Origin of the sequence: Rhodococcus sp. WWJCD1, from assembly GCF_002258735.1 — a bacterium.
Classification (GTDB): Bacteria; Actinomycetota; Actinomycetes; order Mycobacteriales; family Mycobacteriaceae; genus Rhodococcoides.
In genome coordinates, this window is record NZ_NOXY01000032.1 from 1 (window position 1) to 16,539 (window position 16,539).

The following is a 16,539-nucleotide window of genomic DNA, read 5'->3' on the forward strand; positions in this document are numbered from 1 at the left end:
ATGACCGACCACGGCAACATGTACGGAGCCAGCGAGTTCTACAACGAGGCCAAGAAGGCCGGTATCAAACCGATCATCGGCATCGAGGCCTACATCGCCCCCGAGTCCCGGTTCAACAAGAAGCGCGTGCTGTGGGGCGATCGAAGCCAGAAGTCCGACGACGTCTCCGGTAGCGGTGCGTACACGCACATGACGATGGTGGCGGAGAACGCGACCGGCGTTCGCAATCTGTTCAAGCTGTCCTCGCTCGCGTCCATCGAGGGTCAGCTGGGCAAGTGGGCCCGCATGGACGAGGAGATCATCGCTCAGCACGCCGAGGGCATCATCGCCACCACCGGATGCCCGTCCGGTGAGGTTCAGACGCGCCTACGTCTCGGTCAGGACCGTGAAGCCCTCGAGGCCGCGGCCAAGTGGCAGGAGATCTGGGGACCGGACAACTTCTTCCTCGAACTGATGGACCACGGTCTGTCCATCGAGCGACGCGTCCGCGAGGGCCTGCTCGACATCGGCAAGAAGCTCTCCATCCCGCCGCTCGCTACCAACGACTGCCACTACGTCACCAAGGACGCTGCCGAGAACCACGAGGCGCTGCTGTGCATTCAGACCGGTAAGACGCTCAGCGATCCCACGCGCTTCAAGTTCGACGGGGACGGCTACTACCTCAAGTCCGCTGCCGAGATGCGCGAGCTTTGGGACGATCAGGTGCCCGGTGCCTGCGACAGCACGCTGCTCATCGCCGAGCGAGTGCAGCCGTACGACGAGGTGTGGGCACCCCGCGACCGGATGCCGATCTTCCCGGTTCCCGAGGGCGACACCCAAGGCAGCTGGCTGACGAAAGAGGTCGACAGAGGCCTCGAATGGCGTTTCCCCAGCGGTGTGCCGCAGGAGTACCGCGACCGCGCTAAGTACGAGATCAGCGTCATCCTCGAAATGGGGTTCCCGGCGTACTTCCTCGTCGTCGGCGACCTCATCAACTACGCCCGTTCCGTCGGTATCCGGGTCGGCCCGGGCCGAGGCTCCGCGGCCGGATCGTTGGTTGCCTACGCCATGGGCATCACGAACATCGACCCGCTGCCGCACGGACTGCTGTTCGAGCGATTCCTCAACCCCGAGCGCGTGTCGATGCCCGATATCGATATCGACTTCGACGATCGTCGCCGCGGTGAGATGGTGCGCTACGCCACCGAGAAGTGGGGCAGCGACCGCGTCGCCCAGGTGATCACGTTCGGCACCATCAAGACCAAGGCGGCCATCAAGGACTCCGCCCGTGTGCAGTTCGGCCAGCCCGGCTTCGGTATCGCCGATCAGATCACCAAGGCGCTGCCGCCCCCCATCATGGCCAAGGACATCTCGGTGGCAGGTATCACCGATCCGTCGCACGAGCGGTACAAGGAGGCCACCGAGGTTCGAGCGCTCATCGACTCCAACCCCGACGTGGCCACGATCTACAAGACGGCCAAGGGCCTCGAAGGCCTGATCCGTAACGCAGGCGTGCACGCCTGTGCGGTCATCATGTCCTCGGAGCCGCTCACCGACGCCATTCCGGTGTGGAAGCGCGCGCAGGACGGCGCGATCATCACCGGCTGGGATTACCCGTCGTGCGAGGCCATCGGTCTGCTCAAGATGGACTTCCTCGGTCTGCGAAACCTCACGGTCATCGGTGACGCCATCGACAACATCAAGGCCAACCGCGGAATCGACCTCGACCTCGACACCCTTGCACTGGACGACGCGGCTACCTACGAGATGCTCGCCAGAGGAGACAACCTCGGTGTCTTCCAGATGGATTCGGCTGGTATGCGAGAGCTTCTACTTCGCATGGCACCGACCGAGTTCAACGACCTCATTGCATCGAACGCACTGTATCGACCAGGTCCGATGGGGGTCGGAGCGCACTGGGCGTACGCGGACCGCAAGAACGGTCGCGAGGCAGTAACACCTATCCATCCGGAGCTCGAGGAACCACTCCGCAAAATATTGGGAGAAACATATGCCCTGATCGTCTATCAGGAGCAGATCATGCAGCTCGCGCAGAAGGTGGCCGGCTACACCCTCGGACAGGCCGACCTTCTCCGGCGAGCGATGGGTAAGAAAAAGCCCGAAGTGCTCGCCGCCGAGTTCGAGAACTTCCGAAACGGCATGCGCAGCAACAGATATAGCGACGATGCTGTCACCGCACTGTGGGAGGCCGTCCTGCCGTTCGCAGGCTACGCTTACAACAAATCACATGCCGCCGGATACAGCCTGGTCATGTACTGGACCGCCTACCTCAAAGCCAACTACCCGGCCGAGTACATGGCGGGCCTACTCACCTCGGTCGGCGATGACAAGGACAAAATCGCCGTCTACCTAGCGGACTGCCGCACCAGAGGCATCGTCGTGCTGCCTCCCGACGTCAACGCCTCTCGCGTCGACTTCGCCTCGGTGGGCAAAGACATCCGTTTCGGCCTCGGTGCGGTCCGCAACGTAGGAACCAACGTGGTGGCGTCGATCATCAGGGCACGCGAGCAGAAGAGCAAGTATGCCGACTTCTCGGACTACCTCGGCAAGATCGACGCCACTGCCTGCAGTAAGAAGGTCACCGAATCCCTCATCAAAGCCGGCGCGTTCGACTCACTCGACCATCCACGCAAGGGGCTGATGCTCATTCACGCCGACGCAATCGACGCGGTGATGGGCACCAAGAAGGCCGAGGCGATCGGTCAATTCGATCTGTTCGGCGGCGAGGACGCCGATGAGTCCATCTCCGCGGTGTTCAACGTGCGGGTGCCGGACGAGGAGTGGGACACCAAGCACAAGCTCGCACTCGAACGAGAGATGTTGGGACTCTACGTGTCCGGCCACCCGCTCGACGGCATCGCCACTTCGCTCAGATCGATGACGGACACCTCCATCGCGGCTGTGCATGCCGGAAAGGTTCGTCACGGCCAGAAGATCAAGATCGGTGGCATCATTGCCGCTGTCGACCGTCGCGTGAACAAGAAAGGTGAGTCGTGGGCCATCGTCGAGATCGCTGATCTCGACGCTGCCACCGAGATACTGGTGTTCTCGACGACCTACGCCGGCTTCCAGCATGCGCTCACCGAGGATTCCGTCTTACTTGTTACCGCAAACGTCAGTATTCGCGAAGGTAGAACGTCAGTCGTTGCAGTCGACATCTGCGTACCTGAGCTGGGGAATGCCGACCCATCACTCTCCCCGATGACCCTCACCCTCGCGGTGCACTCCTGTACACGACCGAACATCGAAGCCCTCCGTGAAACTCTGCAACGCCATCCCGGGAACACCGACGTCCACATCGCCCTGACCGGCACTACGACGACACGGTGGGCAACCGATCCGAAGTTTCGAGTACACAAGACACCAGCCCTATACGGCGATCTCAAAGCCCTGTTCGGAGCCAACTGTCTGACAACCTCCCCGGCCAGCGCAGCGAATGCGTAGATCCACGAGACGGCGATTTCATTCCTGAACGGACACGCTCCAGCAACAGTGACGGACAGGCGAGAGATCAGAGGGTCTCGCGATGGACACAAAGTCGCCCGGACTGCTCCATGCGTGGGCGAAAACTCGCGGACAGTGGATTTGCTGTCTGAGCTTCGACATACCGATCGGAAACGGCAAGGGTTTCCTTCGCCTCCATCAGCAGTGGTGCCCCGCCGAGGCCGCTACTCCCGTCGACTGAAACACGCTCAATCGTCAAGATGTGTTGACGAATAGAGAACGTCAAGATATGTTGACGATATGGAATCGGAGAACGTCTTCACCCCGACCGAGTTGACCGAACTATACGTCGAATACAAGGCGGCACTGCTCGATGTCGAACTCGCGGAGATGGTGCGCGAGCAGGGAAGTAAGGACGCTGCGACCTGGGAGGCGAACTCCGAGCGACGCATGGCCGGCGCGGTCTCCGACGTCGACGCGCTCGAGATCAACGCCTTCCTGGCCTCGACGATGATCGCCGACCGCTACGCCATCATCGGACGCCTCCGCAGTCAGGAGCGCCCTGTTCCGTGGTCGAAGATCGGCGAGATCCTCGGCATGAGCAAGCAAGCCGCCCAGCAGTGGTACGACACCTACAACCTCCGGCCCCCGGTGCAGAACCCCACCCGTCGCACCGATCCGGCGTGAGTCGCAGGCTCGATCATCCTGCGCTGTAGGTGATTCGAGTGAGCGGGGTGGTGCCGCCGTTCGATGCCCGCAACGTGGCGGCTCGGATTTGCATGGAACCGAAAACCGTTGCAGGACTTGACAATACAGCGTGACGCTGTAAGGTTAGGGGCATGGGAGAAGCAAAGCGGAACCTCACGGCAGTCACCTCCGAATACGGCGACGAACGCCCCGAACGCGGAGTGGGAGTGTCCATCCGACGGGGCGGCATCGAGGTCGAGTACCTGGACGCGACCGGCATCGAGGAGCACGCGCCGATGGACTGGACCCCGGACATGGCGGAGGTGCTGCTCGGCCGTAGCGGATACGCGGTCACCGGGCGCTGGGTCGACATCAGCGACCCCTGTGCAGAAGATCCGATCTGGGAACTACCCGTCGCGAAGACCGCCGACCGCTGACCCTCGCCTTACGCCCACCTGCGAACGGGCACCGGGCAGCTGGAATCTGCCCGGTGCCTCACCGCCGCACTCTAATCAGGGAGACCGCCATCATGACCACCACCATGTCTGCACAATCGGCACCGACCTCGACCGGCTACACCCTCGTCCACGTCGACCCCCACGAACTCGACATCACCGACAACGTCCGCGACGGAGTCGACATCACCGCCGACCCTGAGTTCGTCGCCTCCATCGCCGCCCACGGTGTCCTCCAGGCGGTCTCGGCGGTCCGCCGCGCCGACGGAACCCTGGTCGTCCACGACGGACAGCGCAGAACTCTCGGGGCCCGCGAAGCCGGTCTCACCTCGATCCCGGTACTGGTGCGTGAGCAGTCCGACGACGAGAAGGCCGCAGGCATCGAACGCATCACCGAGCAGGTCGTGTCCAACGATCAGCGCGAAGACCTCACCACCGGCCAACGCGCCGCCGCCGTCACGGGCCTGCTCGAGCTGGGCCTGAGCGTCCACAAGGTCAGCGCGCAACTGCACGTCCCGAAGGCGTACGTCGAAAAGGCCGGTCGCGCAGGACGATCCGAGCGCGCCCGCCAGCAGCTCGACGACCGCCAGCTCACCCTCGAAGGGGCTGCGTTGCTTGCTGATCTCGAAACCGCCGCCGAGACGGAGCCGTGGATCACCGAAGCGATCGAGCAGATCTTCGACAACAGATTCGGCTTCGAGTACCGCCTTGCCACCCTCGCGCGCCGCATCGACGAACGCGCCGAGACCACTGCCGCCGCAGCCGACTACATCGCACGCGGCTTCATCCTGCTCCACGACGAACCGTCCACCACCGACGGGCAGTGGTACTCCCTCGCGGACCTGCGCACTTCCGACGGCAGTGCAGTCCCGGCCGACGTCCCGGAGCAGGCGCCGCACCTGTGGCACGTCCACGTCCACGAGACCGGCACCGTCTGGGTCGACAAGACCACCCGTGAGGAGGTCGCCGAGGACGAAGTCGACTTCGACACCGAGGGCGACGACGAAGCCGAAGCGTACGAGCAGCTGCGGCACGCCAACACGGTCGAGAAAGTGACCGCCTGGGGGTACGAGTTCTTCCTGCGCCACGACAACCGGGCTGCGGCCGGCCTCGAACTCGCCCCCGAGAAGATCGCCGCCGCCGATGCAGAGGGCGGCGACACCGAGGACGGATTGACCCCGGCGCAGCGTAAAGCCGCGCGCGCCGAAGCCGAACGCATCGAGAAAGAACGCGCAGAGCGCCGAAAAGCGAAGGCCCTCAACCGTGCCGGAGCCACCGCCACCGAAGCCAGGCGCACGTTCCTTGCCGGTCTACTCGCGGGCAAGAGCGCCCCGAAGAACGCCACCAAGTGGATGGTGACCACCCTGGCGACCCATGGTGATGTGTTCACCGAATCCAAGTGCTCGGAGCGGTACGGCGAGATCATGGGCTCGCCGCTGCACGAGGTGGACCGTAAGGCCACCGCTGCCACGCCCGCTCGCGCCGAGGTGTTGCTGCTCGCCCGAGTGCTTACTGCGTTCGAGGCCCGCCTCACGGGGCCGCAGGATGCCAAGGATTACTGGCGGTTCTCCTCCAAGCACTACCGGGGCATGGTCGGCATCGACAGCTACCTGACCTTCCTCGCCGACAGCGGGCACACCCTGACCCCGGTGGAGCAGGCCGCGATCGGCAACATCACCGTCGACGCCGCGTACGCAGCCGTCGACGACGACGCCTGACAATCCGCTGGAGCATCGCAACCAGCACGACAACAAGGCCCCGACCATCACACCGATGGCCCGGGCCTTCCTGGTTCGTCAAGATATGTTGACGCTCAGTGGTGAACCGGGAACGCCGAACGGCGATCAGCGTGGGCGCAGGTCGGTTCGTGCACCACTGCCGGGTCGGCCTGCGAGCCACGCCTCGATGTCCTCCCGCGAATACAGCGGTGTGCGCGAGAGGTGGCGGGCAGGTTTCGGGGCCTGACCACGAGCGACGTACGACCGCCACGTCGAGGACGCGATCGCCTTCCCGGTCGAGGCCTCGATCAGTTCCAGAACCTCCGAGAGTGTCAATTCGGCATCGGCCACGGTTCCTCCGATCCCCGCACGAGCCTGATTGTCGACATACCCGCACCTTACAGCCCCACGCTGTAAATACTTCGCCGTACCCCTCGCAACCCTACAGCGTGACGCTGTAGGGTTGGGGTATGACCTCGACGCGCACCGAATCGACCCAATGTGACTGGCAGTCAACACTGTTCGATGACTGCGCGTTGCCCGGGTGCGCTCTCCCGGTCGCCGTACCGGGGGAGGTGTGCCAGTCCTGCCGCACCGCTTTCGGGGACATGCTCAACGTGCGCACCGATGGACCGGACCGCGAGCCCGGACAGGTCCGCGCCGACCTCGCCGCCCGCGACGCGAGCGCCCGCGAGCAGTACCGGGTGCAGGCCGCCACCGTGGCTGCGGTGCAGCAGGTTTCGCCCCGCAAGCGCAACCAGATCTGCTGGCTCTGCGAGGAGCGCCGGACCTGCACCTCGACCGGCGGGCGCTGGGAATGCGCCGACTGCCAGAACCTGCCGTCCTGAACACCCACGCACTTTTCCTCGTCGAGAACTCGGGAGTACCCATGACCGCCACCCTCGCGCCCGCTACGGCCGCGCCTCGCCGCCTCACAGGAGTTGGAATGAAACTGATTTCGCTCGACACCCAGTTCGACGGAACGGTCGTCGACATTCTCGGCTACCGCACCGCGCCCGCAGGCCGCGTCGAGGTCACCGCCCTCCTCGACGCACCCGGTGCCTGGTACAGCCGCACCCATCCGGTCGTTCTCGACGCCAGCGACGTCCGACTCTCGCTGGCCTTGCAGTCCCTCACCCGTCCCGAGCTGGGCGTGCGGTGATGGCCGAGACCGCAGGCCAGATCGACATCTTCGACGTGTTGGCCGACGTCGCAGCAGACGAGCAGAACCTGCACATCGACCGCCATGGCATCCCGACCTTGTTCGCCAGCCCCACCCGAGGGGTCGCAGCTCGCATCGCGGAGTTTCGAGACCTGGGCGACCACCTGGGGGCGGCACGGCTCGACCGCCGCCTCCCACGCGTTCCGGCCTGGAATCTGCGACCCCACCGCAGCCACCGACACCTGCCAACCCACCTGCGTTGCAGCGGACCTCGACTGCCAGTGCCCGGACACGAGCAGGGACGCTCCATGTGAGTGCGTCGGCGGCGACGTCTACCGCGGCGCGTGCACCGGCTGCCCGTGGGAAGGCGAGAACCGCGCCGACGAACACGAAGCAGTCAGCGACGCCCTCGATCACGCCCACCCCTGCTGGCTCGACGACCTCCCGATCGTGATCCCCGAACGCAGACCGTCGCAGAAGGACCAGGTGTGGGCAGCGAAGGTCATCGAGCTCATCGGGGAGCGACCCACCGGATGGCCCGTCATTACCCGACGCGGCGACACCATCGGCCTGCGCTCGGTCCCGAACCGCTCACCGTGGGGTGGCTACGACGTTGCCGCCGCCTCTGCCAACGCACACCTCGCCCGCCAACTCTGACCCTGCATTCTCCTGCCGATGCTGGAAAGGCCACTGTCGATGAACACCCCACTCGTACTCGCCCAAGCACTCACCTCACCCGATGCGCCCCCGATGGCATCCGGTGTACTGGAACTGATGTCCTACCTGATGTGGATGAGCACCGCGCTCGGTGTCCTTGCCATGATGGGCGGGGGAGCCAAGTTCTTCTGGTCTCGCATGTACGGTGCCGACGACAGGACCGCGCTACAGATGTGCGGGGGAGGGCTCGTCATCGCGGTCGCCGCCATGTTGATCGATACCGTGCTTCTCTCTCAGATCTCTTCAGAGGAGGCGTCTGACGTTCGCCTTTCCGATCCACCAGCGGTACCGGACGCACCGGTCTCAGATGCCCCGGCGCTACCAGCGTCCGACGTCGCACCTGAGGCCCCGATGGACTGGACTCCGCTGGTCTGGATGGTCGTGGTTGTGCTCGCCCTCGCATTGGCCGCGTACCTGATCGTTCGGACCCGCAGCCATGTCGTCGACCGCCGCAACGCCAAGAAGGCACTCGAAGCCGACTACGCCGCCGCCCACGCTGTCTACAGCGAGGTCGCGGACGCCTACGCCGCCTACCTGGCCGACCCGTACTCCATCTTCATCAGGCCCCTGCTCGACGACCTCACCGAGCCCCGCACCGCAGCCTTCATCGACGCCTTCGCCGCCATGAACGATTCTCGGCCCGAACAGTGCCCCGACACCGCAGAGCGCGTGCAGGCCTTCGCCGTCGTCGCGCAGAAAGCACGCACCGCCTGGCGCAGCGCCGACGGCTACGCCCGCACCATGGGCCTACGCGTGACCAGCGTCGAGGGCCAACGAACCGTTCGCCGGATCCGCAGCGCCCTCGGTATCGCCCTCGACGACTCGGCCACCGGGCAGGAACGCGAGACCGCGCTCCGCACCGTTCAGGAGCTCGCGGCCGGCATCGTCACCATCCCCGACCGCATCTACGACAGCGCCAAGATCGCCATAGAGACCACCACACGCAAACAGCTCACCAGCTGACCCCAACCCGGCCCCGGTGGTGTCGACACCCAGCAGTGTGTCGGCACCACCTGGCAACATGACCCACCAACGACACAACGACAGACACAGCTGTCGATCACGACTGGACACCACAGATCGGAACGAAAGAAGCCATGGATCTCGTCAACCGCACAGCACTGATCGTGTTCGTCGTCCTGGTCACCGGGGCCTACGCCGTCGGCACCGCCTACATACGCAAGCCGTCCCGAGTGACACTGCACAGCAACGCACTCGCCCTCATCGGTTTCGCCGTAGTCGCTGCCACTGTCTTCGCCGTCACCTACCCAGACCTCGCCTGGGGATGGAAAGCCGCCTTCATCGCAGGATCCATCCTGTTCGGCTACCTGATCGCACGGCAGTTCAACAGCACCCGTGACGAGTACGAGGCCGACCAGAAGCGCAGCTTCGTCCAAACCACCGCCGACGACGACAGGAACAACCGATGAACCCATTCACCACCTTCCGTGACCACGCCAAGATCCGCCACGAATTCCTGTTCGACGACAGCATAGAAAACGCCGAACGCTACTTCGAGTCAGCGGAGGCAGTGGACCGGCTTCGATACGGCCTCAACCGATTTGCCGCTGTCTTGGTAGGCATCCTCGGGGTGTCCGCAGCCGCATACAACGTCACGAGGGGATCCGCTGTCAGCATCATCGAACTCGCATTTCCCGCTCTTGCAGTGGCATTGGTGTTCGCTCTTGTCCGTCTCGGCAACGAGCTGGGCTCGAAAGGCACGAAAGAGATCGTCGCCACCGCGAACATGGCCAAGTCCATCGGCGACCAACGCCGCAACGACGCGTCCAACCACTGACCGCCCGACGACGACACGATGAATGGGGACACCATGGATATCGCCTCTGCCTTGGCCGATCACGACAAGGCTCTCGATCTCGTGACGTCCGAACCCACACTCGACCATCTCACGCGATACGAAGCCGCAGCGGACACCTACACGGGCTTTCTCAACCACCGGATCAGTCTCTATTTCCGGGTCTGCACCGCTGGGGCCGTGGTTCTCGTAGCGTTGTACTTCCTTCTCGACCTCCCGTCATTTCCGGGCATCTTCGTGATATGGGTGTGGGTGCTCGGGATCATGACGCCGACCGCCTGGAATATGCACCAGCTGCACATGGTCCGCAAGCTCGTCGTCTCGGCCCACGTCTTCGTGGACACATATGATTCTCTTCGAGCCGAAGACTGACCAGGCGGGAACATCATGATCCTGTACGCAGTGGGACTGATCGTCGTCCTAGTCGCCGCAATAGCGCTGTACGCCTTGCAGACCGAACATCGGACCCGACCGGCGCAGTGGTCCCTGCTGGTGCTGATCGCGGGAATCGTCATCACCACGATCGCGTTCTGGACCCAACACAGCGACCCAGGCAATACCTTGGTCATGACCTGGACTCTCCTGATCACCGCAGCCGTATTGGCACTCGCCGCGAGCGCTGCAGAAGTAGTCTCCCGCATCGTCAGGTGGGTCGAGGCCGAACCCCGAGATACAGACATCATCGACAACCCGGCCCATGCCCCGAGCGGTGATCGAGCATGAACCGCAAAGCTGCATCGACGGCGATCGACTGGTACCGACTGGACTGCCTCATCAGCGGAGACCTTCGCAAACTCGGAACCCACCTGGAGCGTGGTCTCGATAGCAGATTCCCCATCTCGCCCGATGCACAACACCGCGTAGTCGAAGGAAAAATACAAATCCAGAATTGGTTGGCCGCTCTACAACACCTCCGCAACGAAGCCGCACGAAACACCACACCCGAACTCGTACAAGAATGGATGCAGTTGCGGCGGCAGATGGTCTTGAAAGGCCCGTTCGGAATCCGCAGGTCTCTGGTCTCACACCGCACCCGACAGTACGAACTCGAATACTGATAGCCCCCGACTGACGCCGCCGTAGAGCAACAGCTCCGGCGGCGTTTTCGCATGTCTCGATCACGGCGTCGCAGCAGTAGTCGGGCGACGGCATCATGACCCGAATGTGGAATGAACTGTTCCCCGTCGCTTTTTCGTATTTCTCTCCGTGTGCTGCCACTATCAGGAACAACGCAACCGACGTAATTGCGAACTGCTAGGCAGTCCGGAATCTATTGCGCGCCAGTATATTCGAGTCAAATTGTCTAGCTTTATCTATGGCTTATAGGAACGATTTGGCGTAGAATTGAACCCACCGGAACGATTCCCTCGAGGAGTGAGCTATGTCGATCACCGTGTACACGAAACCCGAATGCAACAGCTGCGATCAAACGAAACGACGTCTGAACAAGCATGGGATCGAATACACGACCGTCGATGTCACCGAAGATGCAGCGGCGCGCGAGTTCGTCACCGACGGGCTCGGCTACCGGCAGATGCCCGTGGTGGTCGTCGACGAGAACACCCACTGGTCCGGCTTTCGGATCGACGCCCTCGACAAGCTCGCCGCCGCCTGACCGACCAACTCCGTTGACCCTTTTCGAGATTCACCTGCGAGAACGAGCCCGACGATGACGCCACTGAGTGCAGTCCCACCGCCCGATGAGCCCGAGCGTGTCGTTCGCAGCCTCGCCGCTGTTGACGACGACCACGGCGTCGACGACGAGACTGCTCACGAGCCGTCCACCGACCCCGAGGCGCTGCTGCTGTGCGCCCTGATGTGGAGTGCCCACACCGGGGGAGTGTCCGCCGAGGATCTGCGCATCACCGCGATCGTGACCGCCGAGGACTTCGACGACGTCGCGTACCGGCGAATGTTCGTCGTGATCGCAGGTCTCGTCGCGGCCGGCGAACCCTACGACCCGGCGAGCGTCACCGCAGCCTTCATGCGATCCGGATCCGGCGGAGCCAAGGACGCGCCCCTGCGTCGCCGCTTGAACGAAGTCATCACCGCCGGGGCAGACGGCTTCACCGCCGTCCACTACGCCGACATCGTGCTCTCCCAGTCCTACCGGCGCAGTTACCGGACCGTGGCAGCGGCCATCGTCCACGCCGCCGAGGAGTTGCCGGAGGAGTACCTGTTCGAACATCTCGTGGAGTACGGGCGCGCTCAGCGCGCACTGTGGCAGCGGCTCAACACGTTTCGGGGAGGGCAGTGACCCATGGTCGACACTCCCGCCGCGTCCACGACGCAGGAACACGCCCCCGCATCCGCGCAATCGTCAAGATGTGTTGACGAAGCCGTAGCGTCAACACATCTTGACGATACGGCGGTTCGTGCCCCACGAAGACGGATGCGCGTGAGCGATGCAGGCGGTGTCAGCGCCGAGGTGGAATCGCCGATCGGGGCGTACCTGTGGTGGTGCGGACACGTCGGAGCCGACGCACACGACCTCGACGCGCTGCAGGAGTGGGACTACCTCCACGCCGACGAGACGACCGACGCCGAACGCCGCACCCTGACCGCGTGGGCACTGGCGGCCGGCATCTTCGGCGCACCCGGCACCGCGCCGCACCCGCAGCACTGACCGCCCGTCCGAACCCTGCCCGAACGACAAAGGCACCCACACCGGCTGTGTGGGTGCCTTTCTCGCGTGTACGGACGAGCCGAGTCGGACGAGCGGTGTCAGTGGCGATCGACGATCCGGACCGCGTCGCCGAAGTCGATGTCGTAGTCGACCAGGTACGGCGCATCGGGGTCACCGCTGGATGTGTATCGCGGGTAGAGGCCCTTCTGCTGTTCGGTCTGAAGAACGACCACGCGTACGCGTCCGGGCGTGATGTGGATTTCGCGGAGGACTCCGGTCATCGGTTCGTTCCACAGCACCGCCTCGAACTCGAGGACCGCGCCGAGGTCGCCGCCGTCGAGCTGGAACGCAGGCTTGACGGCGCTGTCGCCCTCGGTGGCGGCGGATCGCTGCGGGGGCCGAGGTAGTCGGTGCCGCCCTTCCCGGGTCTGCGGTGGGAACTGGTGGTCGGTGGTCATCCGAGACCGTGGTCGGCTGACCGCGATGTCGCAGCTGTGTGTGTCGGGGCGGGGGAGGTGTGCAGCGTGGACGAGGTGGCCCGTGCAGCTCCGGAGGAGCGTCCGGTCGGGGGAGTGACCAACCCGCGCGGACGTGTCGAGGAGCGTTCGGCGTCCGCTGCGTGCGCCATCGGCGGCGTCGATACCGACGCGGACACAGCTGCGGTGTTGTCCGGGCGTGCGGCCGGCCTCGATCGAGCTCGCAGATCGTCGAGGTCGGCGGCGAGTGCGGTGATGTGTTCGGCGTCGGCGACCGGGTCTAGGACGGAGAGGTTCGCGCGCAGGTTCCGCACCTGCACGGACCGTTCTGCGGCGATGCGGTCGGTGTCGGAGACGTCCGCTGCGTGGGTCACGCGCAGCACGGTGTCGTTGCGCATCGGTTCGATGGTGCCGCCGAGGTCTGCCGCGAGCTGCTCGGCGATGCGGTGTGCGTCTTCGGGGGTGTACGCGCCGACGTCGGTGCGCGAGTTCGGGATCGGGCCCGGGCGGGTGGAGTACACCTCCACGTCGAGAACTGCGACGGCGTCGGGACCCTCGACCGCCGAGTCGGGTAACGGGGGTGACGTTTCGACGACAGCGGCCACGGCGGCGGTCACTGCGCGGGGTGCGGGGATGACGGTGCGCCGCGCGCCGGAGGCGTAGGCGGGGAGCGCGGTCAGTTCGGCGGCGAGTTCGCCGGGGGTGCCGATGAACTCGACATCACGGCGTGAGGTTCCCTCTCCGGCTGCGTCGATGACGACGGAGACGGTGTCGACTTCGCGGGTGTCCGACAGTGCTGCTGCTTGGGTGAGGGCGAACTGTCCGGCGGAGCGGGAGGTGTAGAACGCGCCGCGGTAGTGCACGAAACCGGGGTCGCCGTTGCGGTCGAGGGAGGCTACTTCGACGTTGAATTCGGGCTGGCTCATGGTCAATGATCCTTCGGGTGATGTGGGTGCGCCCGCACGAGGAGAAGATGCGTCGAGCGTGCGAAGGGCGCACGGGGGATCCGCGACCGGTGCCGGTGCGCGGGTGGTGCGAGGGCAGCAGTGTTCAGCGCGCGGACACAGTCGAGGACTGCGGTTCGGACGACACGGCGGGTGCAGGCGACGAGGCGTCGTCATCGCGTTGTCCGTCGGGGCCGGCGGTGTTCTCGGCACCGACTCGGCGGCGCGGCGTACCGCGACCGGTCGTGCGCTTGGAGGTCTTGGATGATTTCTTGCCCACCGGTGTCGGAGCGGTCAGACCACTCCCGGTCAGTTCGGCGACCGTCCATCCGGCGTCGATCGCTTCCTTGTACGCGGCGGCGTGTTCGGCGTTCGCGCGTTCGGCCGCGCGGGTCGCTTCGGCGACCTTCTCGCGCGCATCAGCGGAAGCCTGGGCGGCGTCGAAGAGGGACTCGATGTATTTGGTGCGGTTCTCGATCGCGGCGCGGGCGCGCGCCAGAGCGGTGTCTTTGTCGACAGCGGGAGAGACAGACATGGTGAGGGCCTTCCAGATTCGGTGCGCGGATATCCCCCACCGGACAGGCACCGATCGCTCACAGAGCAACACAACCCACAATGCGGTGAACGCAGTGCGGGGTGAATCGGTACGGGTGGGGCGCGCTCGAACGTGACCCTCATCGACGCTCGAACTTGCAGCCGAGTCTAGAGCATCACCGTAGGCAATGTCAGTCCTGCAGCAGGGCGCGACGATCCCGTCTGTAGCTCACGTATGTCGCCGCAACTATCGCCATCGCAGCAACCACCAGTCCAACGAAGACCCAGACATAGCTGCTGTCGTTCGCATCAGTCGTACCGCCGCCACCCATGGAACCGCCGAAGCGATTGAGTGCCACGACGAACAACGCGGAGTAGAGGACTAGGCCGCAGCCAACTATTACAGCTGCTGGGTTGTTGAGGAACCGAGCCCAGACAATCTGAGGCCACGTCGAGTCGAGAGACACCGTCGACCGTTCGAGCCGCTTCAGCTCGAGCTCGATCGACTTCTCTATGGTCCCGCTGGGGTCGGCGCTAGGGCCCAAGGCTGCTTGAATCTCGATCAAAGCCTTCAGCTTCTCGTGTGGTGTTTTGCGTGCGGCACGCGATGCAACCCAGCCGGAGAACAACCCGACGACCAACGGTATCGACGACTCGAAAATCTGCTCCCACCCCATGAAACAGATCCTGCCACAAACAGATGTCGGCCTCCGGATAGTTCGAACTACCAGACGAGATCCGCGCAGCGCATCTTGCAAATTCTTAGTTGGGTGAGCGGCGCAGCGGCGTCGACAACTCTGTACCGGTGTCGCGGTGCGGTCGTACAACCGCAGTCCGGCGCGGCGCACGCAATCTGTGCACGAGTGCTGTTGCAGGTGGTGCACAGTCGCCATTGCACCGACGTCACCTCGCGCGAGTGCGGTGTATGCAGAGTGCCGGTTGTAGGCGTGCCGGGCGGTCAGTAGTAGTCGTTGCCGTAGGGGTCGCGGTGGTACCCGCGTCGGGGTCTGCGGTCGGCGACTCCGCTGGCACCGCCGAGTGCGAACAGGGGAAGCATGAACAGCATCACGGCGATGAACGCGACGATCACTGCGATGAACGCGCCGAACACGACCGCGAGGACGACGAGGTACGCGCCGACGCCGATGACGGTGAGAATGTTCGCCACGAAACCCTTCCATCCGGGGTCGTTCTCGCCGAGGTACCGCACGTACCAGATCAGGAATCCGGCACCGGCGACCGCGAGCAAGGGCAGCGGTCCGACGTCGTCGGTAAAGAGCGAGGAGAGCGTCATGTCGTACGTCCTTTTCGTCGAGGACTGCTCTCACCGGTGCGGCGGTGCGGCCCAGGCCTGATGGATCTATCTCTACCGAACGCCACCGACATGTCTCGGTGGCGTTCGGTTCAGAACAAGGTCGGTGGTGCTTGTGCGTCGACGCTGTATCCGGCGAGGGCGGCGCGGAGTCGGTCGGCGTCGTAGCCGTCTTTGAGTGCATCGCGGATCGCCACGGCCCGCCCGTAGCGCCCGCGCGGATCGCCGCCTGCCGGGGTCGGTCCGATGTGGCGTCCGGTTGCAACAGCGTGTGCAAGGTTCGTCGATTGGGTGCCGCGCTTGAGGTGCCCGTCATCGACTCGCACACACAGGGTTTCGTCGCAGTCGTGCTCGCCGACGATCCCGTCACCGAGGTCGCCGTGCGCGAGCAACAGCGCGAACCGGTGCGCAGACAATGTTCGTGGTGTGTCGCCGTCGGTGAAGGTGAAGCGTCCGTACCCGTCTGGGAAACTGACGGCCGATCGCCACAGCCAGCACGTCGGCGTGATGACCACTTTCGTCCAGAACCGTGCCACGGTCTTGGCGGTCAACGGTCCCTGCAACGGACGCCACGATCGACGAACCGACATCTCCGGTTCGGCGACGGTGTCCCCGCCGAACAGTGCCAGTTGCATCGTCGCGGTCACG

At 64.4% G+C, this 16,539-nt stretch carries 23 protein-coding genes; 16 read left to right on the forward strand and 7 right to left on the reverse strand.

The genetic code is table 11. The annotated features are described in order from the left end of the window. The 4 genes from dnaE to CH286_RS25155 all read left to right on the forward strand — a co-directional run. Positions 1–3,444 (forward strand): DNA polymerase III subunit alpha (dnaE, locus tag CH286_RS25140; protein WP_094610675.1); only part of this gene is annotated, 3,444 nt, incomplete at its 5' end. Between the two features lie 300 nt (positions 3,445–3,744). Further along, positions 3,745–4,131 carry a hypothetical protein gene (locus CH286_RS25145; protein ID WP_094610676.1) on the forward strand — a complete coding sequence of 129 codons (387 nt, stop codon included), beginning with the start codon at positions 3,745–3,747 and terminating at the stop codon, positions 4,129–4,131. A 152-nt stretch (positions 4,132–4,283) separates the two neighbouring features. Beyond that, positions 4,284–4,568, forward strand: a complete 285-nt coding sequence (locus tag CH286_RS25150) for a hypothetical protein (RefSeq protein WP_094610677.1) — start codon at positions 4,284–4,286, stop codon at positions 4,566–4,568. 92 nt (positions 4,569–4,660) lie between these two features. After that, complete coding sequence (locus CH286_RS25155) at positions 4,661–6,304, forward strand: ParB/RepB/Spo0J family partition protein (protein ID WP_094610678.1); 1,644 nt, start codon at positions 4,661–4,663, stop codon at positions 6,302–6,304. Between the two features lie 126 nt (positions 6,305–6,430). On the opposite strand, the gene CH286_RS25160 is transcribed toward CH286_RS25155, so the two are convergent. Then, positions 6,431–6,655 (reverse strand): helix-turn-helix transcriptional regulator, encoded by a 225-nt coding sequence (locus CH286_RS25160; RefSeq protein WP_094610679.1) that lies wholly within the window; start codon positions 6,653–6,655, stop codon positions 6,431–6,433. 119 nt (positions 6,656–6,774) lie between these two features. Between CH286_RS25160 and CH286_RS25165 the strand changes: the two genes are divergently transcribed. The 12 genes from CH286_RS25165 (at position 6,775) to CH286_RS25225 (ending at position 12,625) form a co-directional block, all read left to right on the forward strand. After that, entirely contained in the window at positions 6,775–7,152 is a 378-nt protein-coding gene (locus CH286_RS25165; protein WP_094610680.1) for a hypothetical protein, read from the forward strand. Between the two features lie 98 nt (positions 7,153–7,250). Continuing rightward, entirely contained in the window at positions 7,251–7,466 is a 216-nt protein-coding gene (locus CH286_RS27675) for a hypothetical protein (protein ID WP_141215888.1), read from the forward strand. Positions 7,467–7,550: 84 nt separating this feature from the next. Further along, a complete protein-coding gene (locus CH286_RS28295) occupies positions 7,551–8,123 on the forward strand; it encodes a DUF6349 family protein (protein WP_255139189.1) in 573 nt (190 codons plus the stop codon). A gap of 39 nt (positions 8,124–8,162) precedes the next feature. Beyond that, complete coding sequence (locus tag CH286_RS25185) at positions 8,163–9,146, forward strand: hypothetical protein (RefSeq protein ID WP_094610684.1); 984 nt, start codon at positions 8,163–8,165, stop codon at positions 9,144–9,146. Between the two features lie 134 nt (positions 9,147–9,280). After that, a complete protein-coding gene (locus tag CH286_RS25190) occupies positions 9,281–9,613 on the forward strand; it encodes a hypothetical protein (protein ID WP_094610685.1) in 333 nt (110 codons plus the stop codon). Then, positions 9,610–9,981 (forward strand): hypothetical protein, encoded by a 372-nt coding sequence (locus tag CH286_RS25195; RefSeq protein WP_094610686.1) that lies wholly within the window; start codon positions 9,610–9,612, stop codon positions 9,979–9,981. The genes CH286_RS25190 and CH286_RS25195 overlap by 4 nt, the downstream gene beginning before the upstream one ends. A gap of 33 nt (positions 9,982–10,014) precedes the next feature. Beyond that, positions 10,015–10,371 carry a hypothetical protein gene (locus CH286_RS25200; protein ID WP_094610687.1) on the forward strand — a complete coding sequence of 119 codons (357 nt, stop codon included), beginning with the start codon at positions 10,015–10,017 and terminating at the stop codon, positions 10,369–10,371. A gap of 15 nt (positions 10,372–10,386) precedes the next feature. Further along, entirely contained in the window at positions 10,387–10,722 is a 336-nt protein-coding gene (locus CH286_RS25205) for a hypothetical protein (protein WP_094610688.1), read from the forward strand. Next, a complete protein-coding gene (locus CH286_RS25210) occupies positions 10,719–11,057 on the forward strand; it encodes a hypothetical protein (protein WP_094610689.1) in 339 nt (112 codons plus the stop codon). Before CH286_RS25205 ends, CH286_RS25210 begins: the two co-directional genes overlap by 4 nt. A gap of 323 nt (positions 11,058–11,380) precedes the next feature. Beyond that, positions 11,381–11,614, forward strand: a complete 234-nt coding sequence (locus tag CH286_RS25215) for a glutaredoxin family protein (RefSeq protein WP_094610690.1) — start codon at positions 11,381–11,383, stop codon at positions 11,612–11,614. Between the two features lie 54 nt (positions 11,615–11,668). Then, a complete protein-coding gene (locus CH286_RS25220) occupies positions 11,669–12,256 on the forward strand; it encodes a DnaB-like helicase N-terminal domain-containing protein (RefSeq protein WP_094610691.1) in 588 nt (195 codons plus the stop codon). A 141-nt stretch (positions 12,257–12,397) separates the two neighbouring features. Then, entirely contained in the window at positions 12,398–12,625 is a 228-nt protein-coding gene (locus CH286_RS25225) for a hypothetical protein (RefSeq protein WP_141215889.1), read from the forward strand. 98 nt (positions 12,626–12,723) lie between these two features. On the opposite strand, the gene CH286_RS25230 is transcribed toward CH286_RS25225, so the two are convergent. From CH286_RS25230 to CH286_RS27945, 6 genes are all read right to left on the reverse strand, one after another. Then, entirely contained in the window at positions 12,724–13,083 is a 360-nt protein-coding gene (locus CH286_RS25230) for a hypothetical protein (protein ID WP_094610693.1), read from the reverse strand. Beyond that, on the reverse strand, positions 13,080–14,027 hold the full coding sequence (locus CH286_RS25235) for a hypothetical protein (RefSeq protein ID WP_094610694.1): 948 nt from the start codon (positions 14,025–14,027) through the stop codon (positions 13,080–13,082). The genes CH286_RS25230 and CH286_RS25235 overlap by 4 nt, the downstream gene beginning before the upstream one ends. Before the next feature lie 124 nt (positions 14,028–14,151). Then, complete coding sequence (locus CH286_RS25240; RefSeq protein WP_094610695.1) at positions 14,152–14,580, reverse strand: hypothetical protein; 429 nt, start codon at positions 14,578–14,580, stop codon at positions 14,152–14,154. Positions 14,581–14,770: 190 nt separating this feature from the next. Continuing rightward, positions 14,771–15,256, reverse strand: coding sequence for a hypothetical protein (locus CH286_RS25245; RefSeq protein WP_094610696.1), 486 nt, complete (start codon positions 15,254–15,256; stop codon positions 14,771–14,773). A 281-nt stretch (positions 15,257–15,537) separates the two neighbouring features. Beyond that, complete coding sequence (locus tag CH286_RS25250) at positions 15,538–15,873, reverse strand: hypothetical protein (protein ID WP_094610697.1); 336 nt, start codon at positions 15,871–15,873, stop codon at positions 15,538–15,540. A 110-nt stretch (positions 15,874–15,983) separates the two neighbouring features. After that, positions 15,984–16,538: a hypothetical protein gene (locus CH286_RS27945; RefSeq protein ID WP_176458342.1), complete on the reverse strand. Its 555-nt coding sequence runs from the start codon at positions 16,536–16,538 to the stop codon at positions 15,984–15,986. Between the last annotated feature and the right edge of the window lies 1 nt (position 16,539).